Source organism: Nocardia anaemiae NBRC 100462 (assembly GCF_001612725.1).
Lineage (GTDB): Bacteria > Actinomycetota > Actinomycetes > Mycobacteriales > Mycobacteriaceae > Nocardia > Nocardia anaemiae.
In genome coordinates this window covers 127727-149490 of sequence record NZ_BDAZ01000041.1, presented here as the reverse complement: position 1 = coordinate 149490, position 21764 = coordinate 127727, and the positions used below count along the sequence as shown (strand labels likewise).

At 66.2% G+C, this 21764-nt stretch carries 22 protein-coding genes and 1 pseudogene; 13 read left to right on the top strand and 10 right to left on the bottom strand.

The genetic code is table 11. From position 1 onward, the window contains the following. Positions 1-126: 126 nt before the first annotated feature. The 5 genes from NA5_RS23755 (at position 127) to NA5_RS23735 (ending at position 4899) form a co-directional block, all read left to right on the top strand. Positions 127-1077: a DUF58 domain-containing protein gene (locus tag NA5_RS23755; RefSeq protein WP_062989694.1), complete on the top strand. Its 951-nt coding sequence runs from the start codon at positions 127-129 to the stop codon at positions 1075-1077. Beyond that, on the top strand, positions 1074-2078 hold the full coding sequence (locus tag NA5_RS23750) for a VWA domain-containing protein (protein ID WP_062989692.1): 1005 nt from the start codon (positions 1074-1076) through the stop codon (positions 2076-2078). The genes NA5_RS23755 and NA5_RS23750 overlap by 4 nt, the downstream gene beginning before the upstream one ends. A 99-nt stretch (positions 2079-2177) precedes the next feature. Then, positions 2178-2894, top strand: coding sequence for a 3-oxoacyl-ACP reductase FabG1 (fabG1, locus tag NA5_RS23745; RefSeq protein WP_062989690.1), 717 nt, complete (start codon positions 2178-2180; stop codon positions 2892-2894). A gap of 72 nt (positions 2895-2966) precedes the next feature. Beyond that, on the top strand, positions 2967-3806 hold the full coding sequence (gene inhA, locus NA5_RS23740) for an NADH-dependent enoyl-ACP reductase InhA (RefSeq protein WP_062989688.1): 840 nt from the start codon (positions 2967-2969) through the stop codon (positions 3804-3806). A 16-nt stretch (positions 3807-3822) separates the two neighbouring features. Then, complete coding sequence (locus tag NA5_RS23735) at positions 3823-4899, top strand: ferrochelatase (protein ID WP_062989686.1); 1077 nt, start codon at positions 3823-3825, stop codon at positions 4897-4899. Positions 4900-4921: 22 nt separating this feature from the next. Here NA5_RS23735 and NA5_RS23730 read toward each other — a convergent pair whose 3' ends face one another. From NA5_RS23730 to NA5_RS43510, 5 genes are all read right to left on the bottom strand, one after another. Next, positions 4922-7384: an FHA domain-containing protein gene (locus NA5_RS23730; protein WP_062989683.1), complete on the bottom strand. Its 2463-nt coding sequence runs from the start codon at positions 7382-7384 to the stop codon at positions 4922-4924. Positions 7385-7418: 34 nt separating this feature from the next. Further along, on the bottom strand, positions 7419-8159 hold the full coding sequence (locus NA5_RS23725) for a S1 family peptidase (protein ID WP_245672365.1): 741 nt from the start codon (positions 8157-8159) through the stop codon (positions 7419-7421). A gap of 130 nt (positions 8160-8289) precedes the next feature. Further along, positions 8290-9108: an Rv1486c family protein gene (locus tag NA5_RS23720; protein ID WP_062989679.1), complete on the bottom strand. Its 819-nt coding sequence runs from the start codon at positions 9106-9108 to the stop codon at positions 8290-8292. A gap of 187 nt (positions 9109-9295) precedes the next feature. Continuing rightward, complete coding sequence (locus tag NA5_RS23715) at positions 9296-10123, bottom strand: DUF3097 domain-containing protein (protein WP_174555264.1); 828 nt, start codon at positions 10121-10123, stop codon at positions 9296-9298. 57 nt (positions 10124-10180) lie between these two features. Beyond that, positions 10181-10294 (bottom strand): DUF7373 family lipoprotein, encoded by a 114-nt coding sequence (locus NA5_RS43510; protein ID WP_443093745.1) that lies wholly within the window; start codon positions 10292-10294, stop codon positions 10181-10183. Between the two features lie 49 nt (positions 10295-10343). On the opposite strand from NA5_RS43510, the gene NA5_RS23710 reads away from it, so the two are divergent. After that, positions 10344-10775 carry an NfeD family protein gene (locus tag NA5_RS23710; RefSeq protein WP_062989675.1) on the top strand — a complete coding sequence of 144 codons (432 nt, stop codon included), beginning with the start codon at positions 10344-10346 and terminating at the stop codon, positions 10773-10775. Continuing rightward, positions 10776-12023: pseudogene (locus NA5_RS23705) on the top strand (SPFH domain-containing protein). A 50-nt stretch (positions 12024-12073) separates the two neighbouring features. Here NA5_RS23705 and NA5_RS23700 read toward each other — a convergent pair. Then, complete coding sequence (locus tag NA5_RS23700; RefSeq protein ID WP_062989673.1) at positions 12074-12610, bottom strand: DUF3558 family protein; 537 nt, start codon at positions 12608-12610, stop codon at positions 12074-12076. A 165-nt stretch (positions 12611-12775) separates the two neighbouring features. Between NA5_RS23700 and argS the strand changes: the two genes are divergently transcribed. The 3 genes from argS to NA5_RS23685 all read left to right on the top strand — a co-directional run bounded on the left by argS (position 12776) and on the right by NA5_RS23685 (position 16872). Beyond that, positions 12776-14539 (top strand): arginine--tRNA ligase, encoded by a 1764-nt coding sequence (gene argS / locus NA5_RS23695; protein WP_062989671.1) that lies wholly within the window; start codon positions 12776-12778, stop codon positions 14537-14539. Positions 14540-14691: 152 nt separating this feature from the next. Further along, positions 14692-15999, top strand: coding sequence for a YhgE/Pip domain-containing protein (locus tag NA5_RS23690; RefSeq protein WP_062989669.1), 1308 nt, complete (start codon positions 14692-14694; stop codon positions 15997-15999). 69 nt (positions 16000-16068) lie between these two features. Continuing rightward, on the top strand, positions 16069-16872 hold the full coding sequence (locus NA5_RS23685; protein WP_062989732.1) for an LLM class flavin-dependent oxidoreductase: 804 nt from the start codon (positions 16069-16071) through the stop codon (positions 16870-16872). Here the strand turns inward: NA5_RS23685 and NA5_RS23680 are convergent, their stop codons facing one another. Genes NA5_RS23680 through NA5_RS23670 form a run of 3 tightly spaced genes read right to left on the bottom strand, consistent with a single transcriptional unit; the run spans position 16873 to position 18576 of the window. Next, on the bottom strand, positions 16873-17712 hold the full coding sequence (locus tag NA5_RS23680) for a helix-turn-helix domain-containing protein (RefSeq protein ID WP_062989667.1): 840 nt from the start codon (positions 17710-17712) through the stop codon (positions 16873-16875). Continuing rightward, positions 17709-18254: a DUF6879 family protein gene (locus NA5_RS23675; RefSeq protein ID WP_062989665.1), complete on the bottom strand. Its 546-nt coding sequence runs from the start codon at positions 18252-18254 to the stop codon at positions 17709-17711. The genes NA5_RS23680 and NA5_RS23675 overlap by 4 nt, the downstream gene beginning before the upstream one ends. A gap of 4 nt (positions 18255-18258) precedes the next feature. Then, positions 18259-18576 (bottom strand): hypothetical protein, encoded by a 318-nt coding sequence (locus NA5_RS23670; RefSeq protein WP_062989663.1) that lies wholly within the window; start codon positions 18574-18576, stop codon positions 18259-18261. 165 nt (positions 18577-18741) lie between these two features. Here NA5_RS23670 and NA5_RS23665 point away from each other — a divergent pair, with 165 nt between their 5' ends. The 3 genes from NA5_RS23665 (at position 18742) to NA5_RS23655 (ending at position 20765) form a co-directional block, all read left to right on the top strand. Continuing rightward, on the top strand, positions 18742-19134 hold the full coding sequence (locus tag NA5_RS23665) for a hypothetical protein (RefSeq protein ID WP_157110588.1): 393 nt from the start codon (positions 18742-18744) through the stop codon (positions 19132-19134). 110 nt (positions 19135-19244) lie between these two features. After that, positions 19245-19610 carry a nuclear transport factor 2 family protein gene (locus NA5_RS23660; protein ID WP_062989659.1) on the top strand — a complete coding sequence of 122 codons (366 nt, stop codon included), beginning with the start codon at positions 19245-19247 and terminating at the stop codon, positions 19608-19610. A 252-nt stretch (positions 19611-19862) separates the two neighbouring features. Then, the gene (locus NA5_RS23655; protein ID WP_062989730.1) at positions 19863-20765 is read left to right on the top strand and encodes a S1C family serine protease; all 903 of its coding nucleotides are present in this window, start codon (positions 19863-19865) and stop codon (positions 20763-20765) included. A gap of 225 nt (positions 20766-20990) precedes the next feature. On the opposite strand, the gene NA5_RS23650 is transcribed toward NA5_RS23655, so the two are convergent. Continuing rightward, complete coding sequence (locus tag NA5_RS23650) at positions 20991-21674, bottom strand: TVP38/TMEM64 family protein (protein ID WP_174555263.1); 684 nt, start codon at positions 21672-21674, stop codon at positions 20991-20993. Positions 21675-21764 lie beyond the last annotated feature (90 nt).

Genomic DNA, 21764 nt, shown 5'->3' with positions numbered 1-21764 from the left:
ACCCCAGGACGCGGTGCCGCAGCCGTCGGTCGCGCAGATGTCTCCGGCCGTCGGCAATAACCAGCCGAAGTGACCTCGGCATCGGCTGTGCCTGATTTTCCACCAGACGGGGTTCCACCAGTGCCGATGTCTCCACACGCACCACCGTCTTTCCGATCGGGCGAACTGTCCGACCCGAAGCTGACGGCGGCGCTCAGAACGCTGGAACTGACCGTCCGTCGTCGGCTCGACGGTGTGCTGCACGGTGATCACCTCGGCTTGATTCCGGGCCCCGGCTCGGAGCCGGGCGAGGCAAGGACCTATCAGCCGGGCGACGATGTGCGGCAGATGGATTGGTCGGTCACCGCCCGCACCACCCATCCGCATGTGCGGCAGATGATCGCGGACCGGGAACTCGAGACCTGGATGGTGGTCGACCTGTCGGCCAGCCTCGACTTCGGCACCGCGCTGTGCCAGAAGCGCGATCTGGCGGTCGCGGCCGCGGCGGCGATCACTCACCTCACCAGCGGCGGCGGCAATCGGATCGGCGCGGTCGTCGCGACCGGAGAGCAGCTGACCCGCATTCCCGCGCGCAGCGGCCGGGTGCACGCGCAGTCGATGTTGCGCGAGATCGCGACGACGCCGCACGCCCGCGACGGTGTGCGCGGCGATCTGCGGGAGGCGATCGAATCGCTGCGCCGCCCGCAGCGCAAGCGCGGACTCGCGGTGGTCATCAGTGATTTCCTGGGTGATATCAACTGGCAGCGCTCGCTGCGCGCCATCTCCGCGCGCCATGATCTGCTCGCGGTGGAAGTGCTCGATCCGCGCGACCTGTCGCTGCCCGATGTCGGTGATGTCGTGCTGCACGATCCCGAGACCGGGCGTACCCGCGAATTCAGCGTGACGCCAACGCTGCGCGCAGATTTCGCGGCCGCCGCCGAACGTCATCGCGTTCAGGTCGAACAGGCCCTGCGCAGTTGCGGCGCACCGGTGCTCACACTGCAGACCGATCGGGACTGGATCTCCGATGTGGTCCGGTTCGTGTCCACCCGGCGCCACGCATTCGGCGCCCCGAGCGGACGGGCGCCGCGCCAGTGAGTATTTCGCATTTCACCGCGCTGGTCTGGCTCGGCTTCCTCGCCGTCGTCGTACTGATCGCGTTGGGCTACATCCTCGTTCAGCGCAGCCGCCACCGGCACATGCTGCAGTTCACCAATATGGAGCTGCTGGAGAAGGTCGCGCCGTCGCGGCCGAGTCCGATGCGGCATGTGCCGATCGCGCTGCTGCTGGTCGGTCTGGTGTTCCTCACCATCGCGGCCGCGGGGCCGACGGCGGTCAAGAAGGTACCGCGCAATCGCGCGACAGTCGTTCTGGTGATGGATATTTCGCTGTCCATGGAGGCGACCGATGTGCCGCCGTCGCGAAAGAAGGTGGCGCAGAAGGCCGGTAAGGAATTCGTCGACGGGCTGCCGCCCGGCATCAATCTCGGTTTCGTCACCTTCGCGGGCACTGCCTCGGTAATGGTGCCGCCGACGACGAACCGCGAGGCCGTCAAGGCGGCCATCGACAACATCAAACTCGCCGAGCGGACCGCCACCGGTGAGGGGATTCTCACCGCGCTGCAGTCGATCGACACCCTTGCCACCGTGCTGGGTGGTGCGGAAACGCCGCCGCCCGCGCGCATCGTGCTGATGTCCGACGGTAAGCAGACGGTGCCCGATGACAAGGATGTCGACAATCCACGCCACGGTTTCACCGCGGCGCGCCTGGCGAAGAACAAAGGCGTTCCGGTGTCGACGATTTCGTTCGGCACCTCATGGGGCACGGTGGAAATTCCGGACCAGGACGGTCAGGGCGCTCAGCGCGTCAAGGTGCCTGTCGACGACGATGCGCTGCGCGAGATCGCCAAACTCTCCGGCGGCGATTTCTATACCGCGTCGAGCCTGACCGAGTTGACCGCGGTCTACGACACGCTCGAAGAGCAGATCGGTTACGAGATGACCAGGGGCGATGCCAGCAGACCATGGCTTTTGCTCGGCATGCTCGTTGTCGCTGCCGGTGTGGTTACCGGCTTGCTCTATCGTCAACGCCTGCCGTAGTCCGTCAAATGCCTGCCGTCGCGACGCGCCCGGTTCTACATAGAGCACTATGTGTGGCCCGGGCGTGGCGCACGAATCCGAACAGATAGGTTGGTCCTCATGTCGAACATCACATCCCGGTCGGTCCTGGTGACCGGTGGCAACCGCGGTATCGGACTCGCGGTCGCGCAGCGTCTGCTTGCCGACGGGCACAAGGTGGCCGTCACGCATCGTGGGTCGGGAGTTCCGGACGGTCTGTTCGGTGTGAAATGCGATGTGACGGACGCGGACTCGGTTGACGCGGCCTTCAGCGAGGTGGAGGAGAAGCAGGGTCCGGTCGAGGTGCTGGTCGCCAATGCGGGCATCACCGATGACACCCTGCTGATGCGGATGAGCGAGGAGCAGTTCACCAAGGTCATCGATGCGAACCTGACCGGTGCGTTCCGCTGCGCCAAGCGGGCCAACCGCGCCATGCTGCGGGCACGGTGGGGCCGCATGATCTTCCTCGGCTCGGTCGTCGGCCTCGGCGGTGGTCCCGGCCAGATCAACTACGCCTCGTCGAAGGCCGGTGTCATCGGTCTGGCGCGTTCGATCACCCGTGAGCTCGGCTCGCGCTCGATCACCGCCAATGTGGTCGCGCCCGGCTTCATCGAGACCGATATGACCGCCGAACTGCCCGACGATCTGCGCGACACCGCGAAGAAGTTCATTCCGCTGCAGCGCCTCGGCCAGCCCGAAGACGTCGCCGCCGTGATCAGCTTCCTGGCCTCCGACGATTCTGCCTATGTTTCCGGCGCGGTGATCCCGGTCGACGGCGGCATGGGCATGGGCCACTGAGCCAACCGGCAGCCGACGCGTTCGGCGGTCGCGTAACCAGTTGAACTTCGACTACAGGAGAACCGAAATCCCATGGGCGGATTGCTCGAAGGCAAGACCATCCTGATCACCGGCATCATCACCGATTCCTCGATCGCGTTCCACGCGGCGGCGGTCGCGCAGGAGCAGGGCGCGAAGGTGATCATCACCGGCATTCCGGAGCGGCTGCGGCTGATCGATCGGATCGCCAAGCGGCTGCCGCAGGAGGTCGCCCCGGCCATCGGCTTGGACGTCACCAGCGAGGAGAATCTGGCCTCGCTGCCGGAGAAGCTGCGCGAGCTGGCCCCCGAGGGCATTGATGGCGTCCTGCACTCCATCGCCTTCGCGCCGAAGACCCTGATGGGTCCGGACGCGGTGGCCTTCCTGGACGGTCCAGGCCCCGACGCCGCCAAGGCCTTCGAGATCTCGGCTTGGTCCTACGCCTCGTTGGCTCGCGCCGTGCTCCCCGTGATGAAGGAGGGCGGCTCCATCGTGGGCATGGATTTCGACCCGCGCACCGCCATGCCGTACTACAACTGGATGGGTGTGGCCAAGGCTGCCCTGGAGTCGGTGAACCGCTACGTGGCGCGGGAAGTCGGCAACGCCAAGAAGATTCGTTCGAATCTGATCGCCGCGGGTCCGATCAAGACCCTCGCCGCCAAGGCCATCGCAGGCACCGCCACCGATGACGCCAAGCAACTGAACATGCTCAATGAGTACTGGGATGGCGCCTCCCCGATCGGCTGGGACGTCGACGACCCGACCGTGGTCGCCAAGTCCATCGTGGCGCTGCTGTCGGACTGGCTGCCCGGCACCACCGGTTCGATCATCTACGTCGACGGCGGCGCCAGCCACAACACGTGGTTCCCGGAAAACGGGTTCGCCGCCAACTGAAGCTGGAGGAGGAGCCGTGGCCGCGGACGCCGCTGCCGGGAAAGTGGATGCGCTGCTACTGCTGTCCTTCGGCGGTCCGGAACGCCCCGAGGACGTGATGCCGTTCCTGGAGAACGTCACTCGGGGGCGGGGCGTGCCGCGTGCACGTCTCGAGGAGGTCGCGCAGCACTATCTGCATTTCGGTGGTGTCTCCCCGATCAACGCCCTCAATCGCGACATCATCGCCGCGGTACAACGCGAATTAGCCAGTGCCGGAATCGAATTGCCGGTGTATTTCGGCAACCGCAACTGGGATCCGATGGTCGAGGACACGGTCGCGCGCATGGCGGCCGACGGTGTGCGGTCGGCCTTGGTGTTCCCGACCTCGGCGTGGGGTGGGTACTCCGGGTGTCTGCAGTACGACGAGGACATCGCAAGGGCGCGTTCGGCTTTCGGGGCAGGTGCGCCGGAGCTGGTGAAATTGCGGCAGTACTTCGATCATCCGCTGTTGATCGAGGCATTCGCGGCGGCCATTCGCGCCGCCGTGGATTCGCTTCCGGCGCAGCGCCGGGAGGGTGCCCGGCTGGTTTTCACCGCGCACTCGATTCCGGTGTCGGCAGATATCGGCGCGGGACCGCCCGCGGATGGTGGGCGGCTGTACAGTCGTCAGGTCGCCGAGGCGGCGCGATTGTGTGCCGCCGCAACCGGATTCGCCGATTATGACGTGGTGTGGCAGTCCCGTTCCGGCCCGCCGCAGATTCCCTGGCTGGACCCGGATATCGTCGACCATCTCGAGGAGCTGTCGGGCAAGGGCGTGGACGCGGTCGTCGTCTGCCCGGTCGGGTTCGTCTCCGATCACCTCGAGGTCATCTGGGATCTGGACAACGAGGCCAGGGAGAAGGCCGAGGAACTCGGCATGGCGTTCGCCAGGGCCGCGACGCCGGGAACCGATTCCCGCTTCGCCCAGTTGGTCGTCGAACTGGTCAACGAACACCTGACCGGGTTGTCGCCACGCCGACTCGGCGAGACTCCGGGCTACGGCTGCACCGTGAACGGTGCCCCCTGTGCAATCGACTGCTGCGTCCCGCCGCGACGGCCTGCCGTCGCAACCTGATTTTCGACGTGGAAGTCCGTCGTCAAATTCTCGCCTTGCGGGCGCCGCGGCGCCGTGGACGCAGCTGATACAGGCGGTACCAGGCCAGCGCGAGGAAGACGGCCCCGAGCCCGGCGACGAATCCCATGTCGAGCAGCCACGTGCCGATGGTGTGTTTCCACAGCGGGTCGGCCGCACCCGTATGCGGTGAGAGCGTGTCGAGGTCGAGGGTGGCGGCTCCCGCGCCGAACCCCCAGCGCGACGGCGAGATGTAGGCCAACTGCTCCAGTCCGAGTGTGCCGGGCAGCCGCACCAGCCCGCCGGTGAGCACCAGTTGCGCCATCGACAGCACGATCAGCAGCGGCAGTGTCTTCTCCGAAGTGTTCACCGACACCGAAACCAGCAAGCCCAATGCCAGCGATGCGATGCCGAGCAGCGCCATCGCCAGGATCAACTCCAGCTCGACCGAGGTGAAGAGCCCCTTGGGCGGCATCGCCACCCCAATGGTGCCGATCAGCACGAGCACCACCGCCTGCAGCACGGTGATCACACCCAGGACCAGCAGTTTCGACATCAGATAGACCCCTGGTGACAGGCCTGCCGCGCGTTCTCTGCGATAGATCGTCTGCTCCTTGACGATCTCGCGAATCGAATTGCCCGTGCCGACGAAACATGCCGCGAACGCCAAAACCATGAGCTTGGTCGGGGCATCGACGTTGGATCCCGGCGTCCCGGCGAATCCCTCGCCCGCCGGAATTGCGGCGATCAAGCCACCGAGAATCAAGGGCATCAGGCCGAGCAGCGCCAAATAGCTTCGGTCCGAGGCGATCACCGCCAGATATCGCCGACACAGGGTGCTGAGCTGGCTGAGCTTGGACTGCGGCGCGGGCGGCGGCGCCGGTCGGTGCACTTGCGCGGGACCGACGTCATCGGTCAGCCCGACCGCCACATAGTTCTCGAAGCGTGGCGAATTCCGGAACTCACCGGCCCAGTCGCGCTCTTCCTCGCGGTCGAATCCCTGGAACACCTCGGCCCAACTGCGCTGTGCGAACTGCCGCAGCCCCTCCCCGGGCGGCCCGTAATAGGCCAGCCGACCCCCGGGCACCAGGACCAGCAGACGGTCGCAGGAATCCAGATTCGCCACGCTATGCGTGACCACGATGACCGTCCGCCCGTCGTGCGCCAGTTCGGACAGCATTTCCATGACCGTCTTGTCCAAGCCCGGGTCGAGGCCGGAGGTCGGTTCGTCGAGGAACAAAAGCGATGGTTTGGTCAGCAGCTCCAGTGCGACGCTCACCCGTTTGCGCTGCCCACCCGAGAGCCGATCGATGCGGGTATCGGCGTGCCGCGCCAAACCGAGCTCGTCGAGGACCTCGTCGACCCGCTGCTCGCGCTCCTCGCTGCGCGTGTCACCGGGGAAGCGAAGTTCGGCCGCGTAGCGCAGCGCGCGCCGGGTCGGCAGCTGGTTGTGCAGGATGTCCTCCTGCGGGACCAGGCCGATGCGGTGCCGCAGCTCGTCGTAATCGGTGTACAGATCGCGTCCGTCGTAGCGGACCGTGCCCTCCGTTGCCGGTCGCAACCCGGTGACAGCGCCGAGCAATGTCGACTTGCCCGCTCCGCTCGGCCCGATGACGCCGACGAGTGAGCGCTGTGGGATGGGGAAGCTCACCCCGTCGAGGAGCACCTTGCCCTCAGGGGTCCGCACGGTGAGGCCCTGCACCGAGACCGATACGTCACCGGTGTCGACGAACTCGCGCAGCTCATCGCCGACCAGCCGGAACGTGGTGTGTCCCATGCCGATCAAATCGGATTCGGACAGGTCCGCGGATTCGATCCGGTGGCCGTTGACGTAGGTTCCGTTGTGGCTGTCGAGGTCGACGATCCGGTACTTGCCGTCACCGACCATGCGCAGCTCGGCGTGATGGCGGGAGATCATGAGGTCGTGCGCGACAATGTCGTTGTCGGCCGCGCGACCTATCCGAAGCGTGGGCGATGTGATCCGGACGACCGCGCGGGCGGTGCCCGCCGAAGGTGCCGATCGCGAAACCCGCCGGGGCCGACCCGCGTGGAACTTCGTGATCGTTTCTTCGTCCTCGAGGTTGTATCCGGGATCGGAGACGACCATTGTGTCTTCCCCGATACCGTCATCGGCCGCGTGGCCGGATTGTCCTTCTTGCCCCTCTAGGGAACAGACCAACTCCTCGCCGTCCACGGCGTGACCGAGCTGGAACGTCTCGTCATGGTCGATCACCATCCGCGCGACGCGGTGACCGTCGAAAAAGGTGCCGTTGAGACTGCCCGCGTCCTCGATTTCCCAACCGTCCGCGCCCCGCTCCAGCACGGCGTGCATCGACGATGCGCGCGGATCGGTGACGATGACGTCGGATGCCGGATCGCGACCGACGTTGTACACCGTCCCAGCGCGTAGCCGATAGACGCGTTCCCTCGTCTGCACCACGAGAACGGGCGCCTCGGGGGATTCGATGGAGGACTGGTCATCCGCCATGCGGTGAGTATACCGACTGGTCCGCCCTGTTTGGTCAGAAACTCACGGTGGTGAGGTAGGCGTAGACTCCTGGGAACCCCGGGCGGGCGCTGCCCTTGCCCCAGGAGGTGATGCCGACCAGTCGGCCCCCGGCGAGAAGTGGATCGCCGCTGTCGTATTCGGCGGTATCGGCGTCGGGGGATCCGGCGCAGAACATATCGGCCGGGTCGAAGGCGGAGCCATAGGCGGCGGCGCATGTGGCGTTGGGGACGATCGGGACGGCTGCGGATCGCAGGAGCGTATTCGAGATGTCGGTCTCAGAGGTCGCGCCCCAGCCGACGATGGTGCCGGTATCGCCGTATGCGCGCGGATCCTGTTGTGGCGCGGCGATTTCCAGGTACGGCCCTGGTCTCGGCTCGTCGAGGACGAGGATCGCGACATCATTGTGGTGTACGGTCTCGCCATCGAACTCGGTTTCCCGGAAGTCTGGGTGGACGCGAATCTCCTTGACCCCCAGGGTGATTCCGTCGTGCGAGCGCAGGTCGGTGCGGTCGAAGGTAACGGTGATCGCCTGCGGCAGCAGCCGAGCCAACTCGACGCAGTGCGCCGCTGTCACCACCCGATCGGGCGCGATGAGCGCGCCGCCGCAGAATTGCCCGGATGGCCGGGGGAGGTAGAACGGGCTGCCGACGGCGGCGAGCCACGGGTAGCCGCTCGCCTCCATGGCATTTCCGCCCACGATCGCCGTGGCGGGAACGGCGGGCGCGCCGAGACCGAAGAGGAGTGCGGCAGCCACAGCCGCGACAATGCGAGGTATGCGGAACAAGCCGCCTCCCGGATGATTAGGCGATCGGTCGGCCTATTCAACCAGAGAATGCCGGTGTTCTCGCGCCTTCGTGGACGGGTGGTCGTCGAATGCGGGTGCTTCAGGAATTGCCGCGAGCGGCGGCGTGTACCGCCACCAACCGCGCCGCGCGGATCGCATCCCATAGCGGGCGCAGCAGGTCCTCCTGCGCGCCGATCGCGGTGGCGGAGGTGGGGGAGGAGGCCGGTTCGCGTTGGGCGACAGTGAGGATGGCGGCGACATGGTCGGCGCTGTCGAGTATTCGCCTGGCGCGCAACGGAATCGAATCCGGGTAGTCGTGGCGGGAGTAGTCGGCGAGCTCAGCCTCGATGAGTTCGCGGGGGTCGGAGTCGATGGCCGCGCCCGCGGCGGTGGTGTGCAGGCGCATCAGGGCGTCGGCGGCGTCACGCACTGCTTCGCGCATGGTGTATTCGGCCTCGCCGAGCGACATATCCGGGCCGGGCATGGCCGGAATCAGGGTGCTGTAGACGGTCCACTGCAGGGTGTCGTCATCGGCCCACTGCGGGATCAGGCCGGTGCCCTCCTCGCCCGGCACACCGAAGAGCAGTCCCTCGCCCGCCTCGATCGCATCCGCCGCGAAGGCCGTTCCGGTGGGCAGTCCGCGCACATCGCCGGGGACCGGCAGCACCAGGCGCAGCTGCGCGCCCGGCTTGGCCATCGCCTCGCGAATTACCTTGAGCAGTGCCATGACTCCGGTGCCGGACAGATTGTCGCGCGAGGACCACGGCAGGTCGTCGCGACCGCCGGTCAGCGGATCGCCCGCGGCGATGGTGTGCCGCGGCGCCCAGGCGTACAGCGCCTCCAGGATGTCGTCGGGCGCGCTACAACCGGCCAGCCAGGAGCCGGCCCACACCGTCAGCGTGGCACTAGGAGAGCACATAATTATCGAGCATAAAGGAGGGTTGCGGCTCGGGGGCGTCCATGCCGGATACCCCGGTGAGCTGCGCGCATCTATCCGCCGCCCGGTACCGCGGGTACCGGAACAGCGGTGCGTCGCCGCGGTGCCTGCGCGGACCGAATTCCGCGCAGTGGGACATGATTTCAGCGATTGGACCGGATAACCATGGTCACTCCGGTTCGGTGACGAAGTCGATGAGTCGCTCCACCGCGCCGATCAGGGGGGATTCCAGATCGCGGAAGGATTCGACCGCGTTGTAGACCCGCCGCCAGCCCTCCTGCGGCGTGCCCCAGCCGAGCCGACGGCAGATGCCGGACTTCCAGTCCTCACCGCGCGGCACCTCCGGCCATGCCGCGATGCCGACCGCCGCCGGGCGCACGGCCTGCCACACATCGATGTAGGGATGCCCGGTGACCAGCACATACTTACCGAGACCTGTGGTCAGCTGGGTTTCCTTGGAACCGGTGACAAGATGGTCGACCAGCACACCGACCCGCCGTCCCGGTCCCGGTGCGAATTCGGTCAGCCGCTCGGCCAGATTGTCCAAACCCTCGAGATGTTCGACGACCACGCCCTCGACCCGCAGATCGTGTCCCCAGACCCGCTCCACCAGCGCGGCATCGTGTACCCCCTCCACCCAGATCCGGCTCGTCTTGGCGACCTGCGCGCGCAGCCCGTCCACCCGAGTCGAGCCCGATGCCGACCTGGTCGGCTTCTTCGGTGCCGCGGCCTTGGGCCGGATCAGTGTGACGGGCGCACCGTCGATCAGGAACGCCGCCTCACGCAATGCGAACAACCGCACCGCACCTCGCGCATCCTCCAACTTGACGAATTCGCCGTCGTAGCTGCGGTCGAATCCGACCACGGCACCGCAGAATCCGGTCGCCGCATCCTCTACCACGAGGTCGCGTTCGGCCACGATCGTCGGCACGGTCGGCTTCTTCGATCGCGAACGTCCGGAGAAGATATCGCCGCCATACATGTCACGCCCGCTCACCCGCCCGAAACTAGCACCACCGGTTCGGGTTGCGGCGCAAGCGAGTTGGTGTGCCGGTCACAGACTGCTGGCGAACAGTGCGTATTGTGCCGCGGCCTGCTGTCGAACGGCGGCTTCGTCATCGCTGTCGACGTTCGCGACATAACGCTTGCAGGTCACGTGGCAACTGATCTTGGGTTTGTCGCGCCACAGAAGTGGTTCGGACCACTACAGTGGGTCTGTGGCCGCAATCGTTTGGCTGGTCGCGGGCCTGCTGCTCGCGGCGGCGGAGATGCTCACCGGGGACCTCACGCTGCTGATGTTGGGTGTCGCCGCGCTCGGGACCGCGGGCGTCAGCGCCGTGGCGGGTACCGGGCTGGTCGCCGACGCCGTGGTCTTCGCGGTGCTGGCGCTGGTGCTGCTGCTCGGGGTGCGGCCAGTTATGCGGCGCCGCTTCGGAACTCCGCCGCCGATCCCTACGAATGTCGACGCGCTGCCGGGTAAGCAGGCGCTGGTGCTGGAATCGGTCGGCGCGCACAGCGGCCTGGTCAAAATCGGTGGCGAAGAGTGGACCGCGCGGCCGTTCGATTCGACGGTCGAGTATCCGAAGGGAACCACGGTGTACGTCATGAAGATCGACGGCGCGACCGCCGTCGTCTGGAAGGAGCCGTAAATGGCTGTGCTCATCGTTGCCGCGGTGCTGGTGCTGTTGGTCGTGGTGGTGGTCTTCAAATCGATCGCCCTGGTGCCACAGGCGGAGGCGGCCGTCATCGAGCGACTCGGCCGATATTCGCGCACCGTCTCGGGTCAATTGACGTTCCTGGTGCCCTTCGCCGACCGGATCCGGGCGAAGGTCGACCTGCGTGAGCGGGTGGTGTCCTTCCCGCCGCAGCCGGTGATCACCGAGGACAACCTGACCCTGCATATCGATACCGTGGTGTACTTCCAGGTGACGAGCCCGCAGGCGGCGGTTTACGAGATCAGCAACTACATCGCGGCAGTCGAGCAGCTCACCGTCACTACCCTGCGCAATGTCGTCGGTGGTATGACCCTGGAGCAAACGCTGACCTCCCGCGATCAGATCAACGGTCAGCTACGCGGGGTGCTCGACGAGGCCACCGGACGGTGGGGTCTTCGCGTCGCGCGGGTCGAGCTCAAGAGCATCGACCCGCCGCCATCGATCCAGGAGTCGATGGAGAAGCAGATGAAGGCCGACCGCGAGAAGCGCGCCATGATCCTCACCGCGGAGGGCACCCGCGAATCGCAGATCAAGACGGCCGAAGGCGCCAAGCAGGCGCAGATCCTGTCCGCCGAGGGCGCCAAGCAGTCCTCGATCCTGGCGGCCGAAGGTGAACGGCAGAGCCGGATTTTGCGCGCCCAGGGTGAACGGGCCGCGGCCTACCTGCAGGCGCAGGGTCAGGCCAAGGCCATCGAAAAGGTTTTCGCCGCAATCAAATCCGGTAAGCCGACGCCGGAACTGCTTGCCTACCAATACATGCAGACCCTGCCGCTGGTCGCCCGCGGCGACGCGAACAAGGTGTGGCTGGTGCCGAGCGATTTCGGCTAGGCGCTCGAGGGCTTCGCGCAGAACTTCGCGACCAAGGGTGAGGACGGCGTATTCCGCTACGAGCCCGCCCCCGTCGAGGATGTGGAGAGCAAGCCGGAGGACGATTCCGATGTCGAGGGCTGGTTCGATACGGCCCGCGATCCGGCCATCGAACAGGCGGTGCGCGCCGCGGAGGCCGATGCCCGCGCCTCGGTGGAGGGGGTGGCGACCCCCGTCACCCGAACTCAGCCCTCCCCGCATCAAGCCGTCATGCCACCACGGCAGGAGACCCCGCCACAGCAGATTCCGCCGCATCAGCCGCCCTACCACCCGGACGGGCCGCAGGGACAGCCCTGGCAGCCGCCGTCACAGTAGACCGCGAACACCCCGGATCTCGTCGAGGTCCGGGGTGATCTATTCGCCGGTTACGGCGCGAGATCGATGGTCAGCGTCGCCAATTGGAGCGCGATGGCGCACGGGTCGGGTGCCGTTGTGTGGGAATGGTTTTGGACGCGCCAGATGATGGTTCCGTTGTCCGCGGCGGCCACCGCGCAGTCACCCGGATCGTGTGGATTGCGGATGTAGAAGCCGGTCGCGGTGACGGTCGCGCCGAAGATCTGCTCGGTGATCGTCAGATGTTCGGTCTGGAAGCCGTCGTTCTCGGCCCGCTGCCAGGTCTGCTGGAGGGATTCGCGGTCGGTGTAGGTGAAGCTGAGATCGGATTCGTCGGCGCCGCGTTGCGCCTGCCAGACACAGACCGGGGGACGGTGGTGGGTGGTGAGGGTGTCGGCCTGCGCGGCATGGCTGATCTGCTCTTCGGTCAGTGGCGTGCAGTTCGCCGATGAGTTGGCCGCCGGGGTGGTGGCGGGATGGGCGTCCGGCGCGGCCTTATCGGAACAACCGGTCAGCAGTCCGGCGGCCGCGAGCACGGCCAGTCCGTAACGCACACGGAATGCGCTCACATCCGTTCCTTTCTTCGCAACCGAATCCCTCGCCCGAGGCTACCGGCCAGTGCGGTTTCGGCAATGCTGCCTGCCCAGGCTCCCCGTCGGCAGCGGAAAATGGTTCGGCCCGGCACCGGGTGCGCTGCGATACTCACTGCTCCACAGGAATAGAAGGGACCGCGCGTGGCTGATTCCGGGGTATTGCCGCTGCTCGATCGGGTTGCCGTGGCCGTGGCCGCGGCGATCGGTCGGACTCGTCCGGAGCTGGTGGGGACCGATCCGGTGGTGCGACGTTCCGAGCACGCGGATTTCCAGTCGAATGTGGCGCTCGCGGTGGCGAAGCGGGTGGGGGTGCGGCCCACCGAGTTCGCTGCGGAATTGGTCGCGGCATTGGGGCCCGACGATGGTCTGTTCGACGCGGTGACGGTTTCGGGTCCGGGATTCCTCAACATAACGGTGTCGGACCATGCTGTGTGGGAACAGGTCTCGACCCGGCTGGCCGGTGACCGGTTGGGCATACCGGATTTCGAGCGCGGTCGACGCACGGTGGTCGACTATTCGGCACCCAATATCGCCAAGGAGATGCACGTCGGGCATCTGCGCACGACGATCATCGGCGACTGCATCGCACGGGTGCTGGCTTTTCTCGGGGCGGCGGTGATTCGGCAGAATCACTTGGGGGACTGGGGGACTCAGTTCGGAATGCTGATCCAATATCTGGATGAGCATTCCGCGGTGCGCTGGCGTCACGATGAGCTGCGCGGTGACACCTCGGCGGTCTCGGCATTGGACGCGCTGTACAAGGCGGCACGGACCGAATTCGACGATGATCCGGCATTCGCGCAGCGGGCCAGGGCTCGGGTGGTGGCGCTGCAATCCGGTGACGAGGCTACCTTGCGGCGGTGGCGGGAGATCGTCGCCGAATCGGAGCGGGCGTTCGGTGAAATCTACGATCGGCTCGGTGTGCTGCTGACGGCGGACGATTATGTCGGCGAGTCGTTCTACAATCCGATGCTGGCCGACACCATTGCCGAACTGGTCAACAAGGGCATCGCCGTCGAGAGCGACGGCGCACTGGTCGTTTTCTCCGAAGAGGTCGATGGCCCTGACGGGCGACCGGTCCCATTGATGGTGCGCAAGCGCGACGGCGGATATGGCTATGACACAACGGATTTGGCGACCATCCGGTACCGTGTGCGGAACCTGCATGCCGAACGTTTGCTGTATGTCACCGATTCCCGTCAGGCACTGCACTTCAGGCTGATCTTCGAAGCTGCGCGACGGGTCGGTTGGTTGTCCGAGGACCTCGACGCCGAACACATCGGCTACGGAACGGTGCTCGGCCCGGATGGGCGGCCGTTCAAAACCCGCGCGGGGGGCACGGTGAGACTGATGGAGCTCCTGAACGAGGCCATCATGAAGGCAAGAACCGTTGTCGCCGAACGGAATCCGGAGCTGCCCGCCGCCGAGCTCGATGCGATCGCCGAACCGACCGGAATCGGCGCGGTCAAATACGCCGACCTGTCCACCTCCCGGGTCAAGGATTACACCTTCGATCTGGACCGCATGGTCGCATTGAACGGCAACACCAGCGTCTATCTGCAATACGCGCACGCCAGAATCCGGTCCATCCTGCGCAAGGCCCAAGATCACGACGTGCGGATCGATCCGACCGTCGGGCTCGAACCCGCCGAACGGGCCCTGGCACTGGAACTCGACGCCTATGGCACGGTCGTCACCGAGGTTGCCGCAACCCTCGAGCCCCATCGACTGTGTGGCTACCTCTATGACCTCGCGCGCGACTTCACCGCCTTCTACGAGACCTGTCCGGTCCTTACCGCGCCCGACCGGATCCGGAAAAACCGTCTCGCACTGTGCGATTCGACCGCACAGACGCTGGCGCACGGACTCGGCCTGCTCGGCATCGCCGCCCCCGAACGCATGTAACCGGGCCCATACGCGGTGGTCCACGGAGAGGCTGGTTGCGCCGAGACTGTGATCGCGGTCTCGGTGATGGCCGCGGGTACCGCGGTGTGAGCAGCCACCGACCCGTGCCGGATCGGTACCGAAATACCGCCGCGACGGATTACCGTGCGCCCATGACGACTGCCGCAACCGCCGCCCGCCATCTGCGGCCACGGGCCTGGATCGCCCCTATCGCCGTGGTCACCCTGCTCATGTCGCTGCTGGCCACGATGTATCTGGCGTATGTGGTCAATCCGACCAAGAACCTGCATGATTTCCCCGTCGCACTGGTCAATCAGGACGACGGGGATACCTTGGGCGGCAAACCGACCAATGTCGGCGATCAGATCACCGACGCACTCGTCGCGAACCTGCCCGCCGATAAGATAGACGCGCGTGTAGTCGGATTCGCCGAGGCGCAACGGCAACTGCGCCAGGGCAACGCCTACGGTGCGATCGTCATCCCCAGTGACTTCACCAAGCGGCTGGCCATTCTCGGCGCGGCCGGGGTGGTGCCGGGCAAGGTCGAACAGCCGATCATCACGGTGCATACGAATCCGCGGGCGGGCAGTTTCGCCACCGGGGTCATGCAGCGCATTGCCGATCAGGCGCTGACTCGCGTCGACGAGACCGTCGGTAAACAACTCACCGATACCGTGCAGACCCAGCTGCAACCTGCCGGGGGCGGCCAGGCGCCACAGCTTGCCGGTGCCAGCCAATTGCTGCTCGCCCATCCGATCCAGGTGGTGGTGGATCCGTATCGTCCGCTGCCCGAAGGCACCGGAGAGGGATTGTCGGCGTTCTTTTATACGATCATGGTGCTGCTCGCCGGATTCACCGGTGCGATGATCATCCACTCGATGACCGATTCCGCACTCGGATTCGCGCCGACCGAGTACGGCCCCTGGTATGTGCACTATCCGACCGCGCCGATCTCTCGCTTCCGCACCCTGCTGTTGAAGTGGGCGATCCTCATCGTCACCGCGCCGATCGTGTCCGCCGTATTCCTCGGCGTCGCAGCGGCATTGGATGTGCCGCTCGATCATCCGCTCGCGCTCTTCCTCTATTGCGTGCTCGCGATCATCGCGGTCGGGGTGACCGCACTGTCGGTGCTGGCCGCGCTCGGCACCGCGGGTCTGCTGGTCAATCTGATCCTGTTCATCGTGCTCGGTCTGCCCTCCTCGGGCGGCAGTGTCCCCATTGAGGCGACGCCGACGTACTTCGAGTGGCTGGCCACCTTCGAACCCATGCACCAGGTCTTTCTCGGGGTGCGTGCCATCCTCTACTTCAATGCCAGCGGTGCCGCAGGGCTCGCGCGCGGTAGCTGGATGGCGGTGCTGGGTCTGGGCATCGGTCTCGTCATCGGCGCGGTGGTGACGCTGTACTACGACCGAAAGGGCCTGCACCGCAAACCCGCCGAGCAGGCGGCCGCGATGGCATGAGCGTTGCGGGCATGGCGATGAGCGATCGAGCCATTGGAACGCTCACGATTCGTTCGTAACGTTGTGCTCATGACCTTCGAAATCGGCGTGATCCTCCCGACCTCCACCCCCGATCCGGCCCACCCGATCCTGGGCGATGTGCGGGCCGCGGCCCGCCTCGCCGAACAACTCGACCTCGATTCGGTATGGTCCACCGACCATCTCGTGGCCAGCGCGCCCATGCTGGACAGCACCGTGACGCTCGCGACCGCGGCGGCCGTCACCGATCGGATCGGGATCGGCTACAACGTGATGCTGCTCGCATTGCGCCCGGTGGCCTGGGCGGCCAAGCAGATCAGCACACTGCAGTATGTGTCGGGCAATCGGTTGCTGCTCGGTGTCGGCACCGGGAATCCGGCGCACGGCGATATCGGTTGGCGCGCGGCCGGTACGACATTCGAAAACCGCGGTCGACGCACCGATGAGGCACTGCGGGTACTGCCCGATCTCGTCATCGGTTCCACCGCGACGGTCAACGGTGTCGACGTGGCGCTGGCGCCCGGATCGGTGATGCCGCCGATCCTGGTCGCGGGCAACGGAACTCGGGCGCGGCGGCGGGCTGCCGAATACGGCGAGGGGTGGATCACCCTGCAGCCAGGCCTGGACCAGTTGGCCGCAGACTTCGACGAATTGCGGGCACTGGCCGCACAATTCGATCGTCCGGTGCCTGCGGTGACCGTGGTCGCTCCCGCATTGCCCGCTGATCATTCGGCCGCCGTCGACTTGCTCGCCGCGCACCGGGACGCCGGTGTCGAGCGGGTCATCCTCGCGCCGAGTGGACCCGAATGGCAGCGCGATTACGAGAATGCCGCGAAACTCCGTGCGGCACTGTGACTACAGCTGCGTCAACCGCAGTTTCAGCGCGTCGGTGATTATGGCTCGGGCGGCTTCGCCGTACCGGGCCTGCCGGTGCAGCGCCGCCCAGGTCTTCTCGTAGTACGCGAGTTCGCGTGGCTGGGTGATGGTGAGACCCGCCGAGATGGTCTCGACCTCCGCGATGCGTTTGTCGAGCAATACGAAACATGTTGTGGTGTACAAGAAATCAGCCGTCCGCGGAATGATGCCGAGTCCGAGCCGGGGCAGCGGCATCAGATCGATGAGCCGTTCGAGCTGACCGGCCATCACCTCGTTATCGCCGACGGTGGTGTAGAGCGCCTGTTCGGCCAGCAGGATGCTGATCCGATGGGTGCCGTGGTGCAAAATCCGTTGGCGCGCAATGCGTGCCGCGACCGCGCGATCGATATCGTCGATACCGCCGACGAAGTCGATACAGGACTCGAGTACCGCCCTCGCGTAGGGTTCGGTCTGCAACAGGCCGGGAACGACCGCGTTCTCGTAGTTGCGGATGGTGCTGGCGCGTGCCTCCAGCTCGATGCGGCGGCGCTGCTGCTGGGCATGTCCGGTCGCGGCGATGCGCCGCCACTCCTGCCAGAGCGCCTCGATATTGGCCAGTGCCGCACGCAGATCCGGCAGCAGAAGTTCGGCGCCGCACAATCGGCACCACTGGGCCAGATCGCTATCGCTCGGCGTTTGTTTACCGTGTTCGATGCGCGACACCTTGGCCGAATGCCAGCCCGCCTCGGCGGCGAGCTGCACACCGGTCAGATGTGCGGCCTTGCGCAGTTCACGTAAGCGTGCCCCGAAGGCTTGCCGGGACTGCTCGACACCGGTCATCCACTCCGCCCGCCGGGCATATAGTCGTGGTGCGGAATTGCTTTGTTCCACAGTGTATCTCGTACTGTCGTGCAGCGTGCGACGAGCACGGGGTCGGTGGTCACCGCGGCCCCCGCCAGATCGCCGGTCTTGGTGAAGATCGTAAAGGCGACCGTCTCGTCGAGCAGCCACCATTCGTCATCGGTGTATTCCGAGGGATCGGCGAGATGCCTTGGCAGCCAGCGGATATCCTCGCCGTAACGCTGATTGCGATCGGTGAGCGCGTGCAGGAATCGAACGTAGTCGGTGAGCGGCTCCGAGACCACCCGCACGCGCCGGATCGGCACGCCGCGTCCGGCGACCTCGCTGGTGAGCTTCTCCCAGGCCCGCCACGACGGCGGATAGGACTCCTCCTCGAACGGTGGTAGGCCCGCGAGCACGCGGCGCATCGGTTCGGTCTCGTCGGAGACCTGGGAGTGATCATCGGACACCTCGAGATGGAAAGCATCGCTGCGGGTTTCGCGAATGAGATCGTTGGTTTCCTCGATAGTGAAGAAGAGCATTGCATTACCATTCCCACGGGCTCTGCCCGACCGGGACCGCGATCGCGGTTTCGTGATCGGGAATCCGCATGTGCGCCAAGGCATCCGGATCGGTGATCGGCTGTCCGGCGAGGGTGAAGGACCCGTGCCCGGAATCGAGCAGCGGAGCGCCGATGTAGGTGCCTGGCTGCAGCCAGCCGAGCAGCATATGTGGTATTTCGACCCGGTTGGCGTCATGGGCCACCCGATAGCCCTGCACGAGATACAGATGTCGATCCTCATCGATCCAGAGCCGGGGCGAGCCGGTGTTGTTGGTGGGTCCGCCGAGCAGTTGTATACGCATGAGAGTGGCCCTCGTCTCGCGTGGGTATTGCGCTGGCTGTGCCTAATCGTCACCGGTCAGCGTCATTAGGGTCAACAACTTCCGCAAATCCCCGCAAAACCATGGTGCCGCGACGCACCGTCTTTCTACCGTTCTCGGTGGGTGCTGGCAGACAGGGTTGGTGACATGAGCGGGTCGGAAATATGGGAGGTTGTGGGGCGGTTGGCAAGCGAAACGGGGGCACTTGGCAACGGGGTGGCGGCCAAACCGTGGGCGATCGGGTTCGTGCGCTGGGATATTTCGGGATCGATGGTGGATCACGATGTGCGGGCCATCCGCACCTGCGCGGCTCGGATGGGATACGAGCTGGTCTCGATGAAGGTGGGGCCGCATGGCGATCCGATCGCGCGGCTGCTCTCGGCCATCGCGCGCTGTGGTGCGCATGCGGTCATCGTGCCGAGCAGAGAGCACATCTGGGCGGCGCGGCGCGCGGTCACTGAGATCTGCGACCTGGTCGTGGTCACGGGCGACACGGTGTGGGAGCGCGGTTATCAGTGGCCGCGGTGGTTCGCGCGCTGATCCTTACCTCGCGCGTAATCGACTCCGTGATCGGCAGCGGGCAAGGTTGAGGTATCCGCCGGAACTTTTCGGCGGATACCGAAATACCTTCCAGCAGAGGATGATTCGTTATGTCTCAGTACGAGGACGCGGTGCGGCGCTACTTCACGGCATGGAATGCCACCGATGACGATGTGCGTGCGAAGGCGGTGGCCGCGGCCTGGCGCGAAGACGGTTTCTACACCGATCCGCTGGCCGATGTCGCCGGGCACGAGCAACTGACCGCCGCCATCGGGGGCGTGCACCAACAGTTCCCCGGCTTCGAATTCCGGCAGCTCGGTGCGGTCGACGGTCACCACGACACCGCCCGGTTCTCCTGGGAGCTGGTCGCGGCCGACGGGAGTGCGCCGGTCGCCGGGACGGATGTGATCACCCTCGCCGAGGACGGCCGGATCATCGGTGTGCACGGCTTCCTGGATCGCGTACCGGGGGCGTAGGTGATCCAGGAGATGGGGTTTCTGGGCGGTATCGCCTCATTATCGGCGGGCGTTGGTGAACGTCGGATGAATCCGGTTGCGCCTGTGGCGAACACGCCGCACCGGGCGGTGTGGCGGAGGATGCTGGAGGGAGCGGCCTAGGTATCGAATGCGCGCCTGATGAGCAGGATGGTGGTCAGCGTGGACGACGAGTCGATCCCGTTGTCGGGTCCGGAGGACGCCACCCGGCAACCCGACCTCGATGAATCGGCGATGGACGCGTACTCGCGTTCGGTCATCGCCGTCGCGGCGTCGGTCACCCCGCATGTGGCGAGTGTGCGAACCCGGCGGGGGAGCGGATCCGCGGTGGTCTTCACCGATGACGGATTCCTGCTGACCAACGCGCATGTGGTCGGCTCGGCGAGCAGCGGCGATGTGGTATTCGCCGACGGTGTGGAAGCACGCGTCGACGTGGTCGGCACCGATCCGCTCTCCGATCTCGCGGTGCTGCGCGCCCGCGCTGGTGCGCCGGGTGCGGTGCTGCTCGGCGATGCCGACAAGCTGGTGGTCGGCCAATTGGTGGTGGCGGTCGGGAGTCCGCTCGGGTTGGCGGGCTCGGTGACCGCGGGCGTGGTGAGCGCGCTGGGGCGAGCCGTCCCGGTCGCCTCCCGCCGGGCCGGTCGGGTGATCGAGGATGTGATCCAAACCGACGCGGCCCTGAACCCGGGTAATTCCGGTGGTGCGCTTGCGGATTCATCGGGCCGGGTGGTCGGTGTCAATACCGCGGTCGCCGGCGTCGGTCTCGGCCTCGCCATCCCGATCAATGCCACCACTCGCCGCATCATCAACACTCTGCTCGAAGACGGCCGCGTCCGCCGCGCCTACCTCGGCCTGGTCGGCGTCCCGGCCCCACTGCCCGCGGCCGTCGCCGCCCGCACCGGCCGACATGCCGGTGTCCGCATTGTCGAAGTCGTCCGCGGCGGCCCCGCCGATCATGCGGGGCTGCGCCGCGGCGACCTCGTACTCAGCGTCGCTCGCTCGGAGGTGACCGACGCCCAAGGCATCCAACGGCAACTCTTCGGCGACGCCATCGGGGTCTCGATGCCGGTGACGGTTTTGCGCAATGGCGCGATGGTCGATGTCTTCGCCGTCCCGATCGAGTTGACGGTGGATTGACTCGGATTGTCAGCGGCCCCACGGGCGGATGACGTCGTCGGCCAGATCTTCGCGGGGGTCTTGATTCCAGTTGTCGTGGTTATTGCCATTCGGCCCTGGTTCTAGTGCGTGTACCACCATCGTTCGTCACCTCCTTCGAGCGGTCGTTGCTGTTCCGGGTTAGCCGCCCGCCCGCATCCGCAAACCGGGAATCGACGCAAGACACCGCTCGGGCACGCCGCGGCGTCAGTCGGCCACGGTGACCGGGACGGTTTCGACATCCGGTTGATGGGTTCGCGACCAACTCGCGTCGACGATCAAACCGATGATGCCGATGGCGATGAGCACCCCGGAGACTACGAGCATGCCCGGGTGGGTACCTCCGGTGAGGGCGTCGCCCAGGATGACGGTGCCGATCGTCCCAGGGAGGATGCCGACCACGGTGGCGATGAGATAGGGCCAGAAGCGGATCGAGGAGAGAGCGCAGCAGTAATTGATCACCGAGAAAGGGGCGAAGGCGATCAGGCGCAGCGAGCCGACCGCGAGCCAACCGCGGCGTTCGAGACGTGCGTCGATGGAGCGGACGGCCGGATGGGTGAGATGGGCGGCCACTCGATCGCGATCCAGCGCGCGGACGAGCAGAATCGCCAGTGCGGCGCTGACCGTAGTCGCCGAGGCGGCCAGGACGATGCCGAGCGCAGGGCCGAACAGTACGCCCGCGCTGACCGTCAGCACGGTCCGCGGGACCGGGGCCACCGTGACCAGTGCATGGACCACGAAGAACAGCAGCGGGAAGATCGGTCCGACCGAGGTGGCCCAGTCCTGCATCTGCTGCGGTGTGGGTAGCGGGATCAGCATGGCCGCGATGAACAGTGCCGCGCAGCCGACGAGCAGGGCGAGTATGCGTGGGTCCCGGATCAGCCTGAGCACCGCGCCAGGTTACCGGTTGGTAGTGGCGGCCACGGTCAACCGGCTGTGGAGCTGCCGCTAGCATCGAAGGAAAGGCCACGAATGGTCGTT

Bases quoted from the DNA above. Each gene is read 5' to 3' on its own strand.
- NA5_RS23755 (WP_062989694.1), top strand. From the start codon at position 127: ATGTCTCCACACGCACCACCGTCTTTCCGATCGGGCGAACTGTCCGAC.
- fabG1 (WP_062989690.1), top strand. From the start codon at position 2,178: ATGTCGAACATCACATCCCGGTCGGTCCTGGTGACCGGTGGCAACCGC.
- inhA (WP_062989688.1), top strand. From the start codon at position 2,967: ATGGGCGGATTGCTCGAAGGCAAGACCATCCTGATCACCGGCATCATC.
- NA5_RS23730 (WP_062989683.1), bottom strand. From the start codon at position 7,384: ATGGCGGATGACCAGTCCTCCATCGAATCCCCCGAGGCGCCCGTTCTC.
- NA5_RS23720 (WP_062989679.1), bottom strand. From the start codon at position 9,108: ATGTGCTCTCCTAGTGCCACGCTGACGGTGTGGGCCGGCTCCTGGCTG.
- NA5_RS23690 (WP_062989669.1), top strand. From the start codon at position 14,692: ATGACGACTGCCGCAACCGCCGCCCGCCATCTGCGGCCACGGGCCTGG.
- NA5_RS23685 (WP_062989732.1), top strand. From the start codon at position 16,069: ATGACCTTCGAAATCGGCGTGATCCTCCCGACCTCCACCCCCGATCCG.
- NA5_RS23680 (WP_062989667.1), bottom strand. From the start codon at position 17,712: ATGACCGGTGTCGAGCAGTCCCGGCAAGCCTTCGGGGCACGCTTACGT.
- NA5_RS23675 (WP_062989665.1), bottom strand. From the start codon at position 18,254: ATGCTCTTCTTCACTATCGAGGAAACCAACGATCTCATTCGCGAAACC.
- NA5_RS23670 (WP_062989663.1), bottom strand. From the start codon at position 18,576: ATGCGTATACAACTGCTCGGCGGACCCACCAACAACACCGGCTCGCCC.
- NA5_RS23665 (WP_157110588.1), top strand. From the start codon at position 18,742: ATGAGCGGGTCGGAAATATGGGAGGTTGTGGGGCGGTTGGCAAGCGAA.
- NA5_RS23660 (WP_062989659.1), top strand. From the start codon at position 19,245: ATGTCTCAGTACGAGGACGCGGTGCGGCGCTACTTCACGGCATGGAAT.
- NA5_RS23655 (WP_062989730.1), top strand. From the start codon at position 19,863: ATGGACGCGTACTCGCGTTCGGTCATCGCCGTCGCGGCGTCGGTCACC.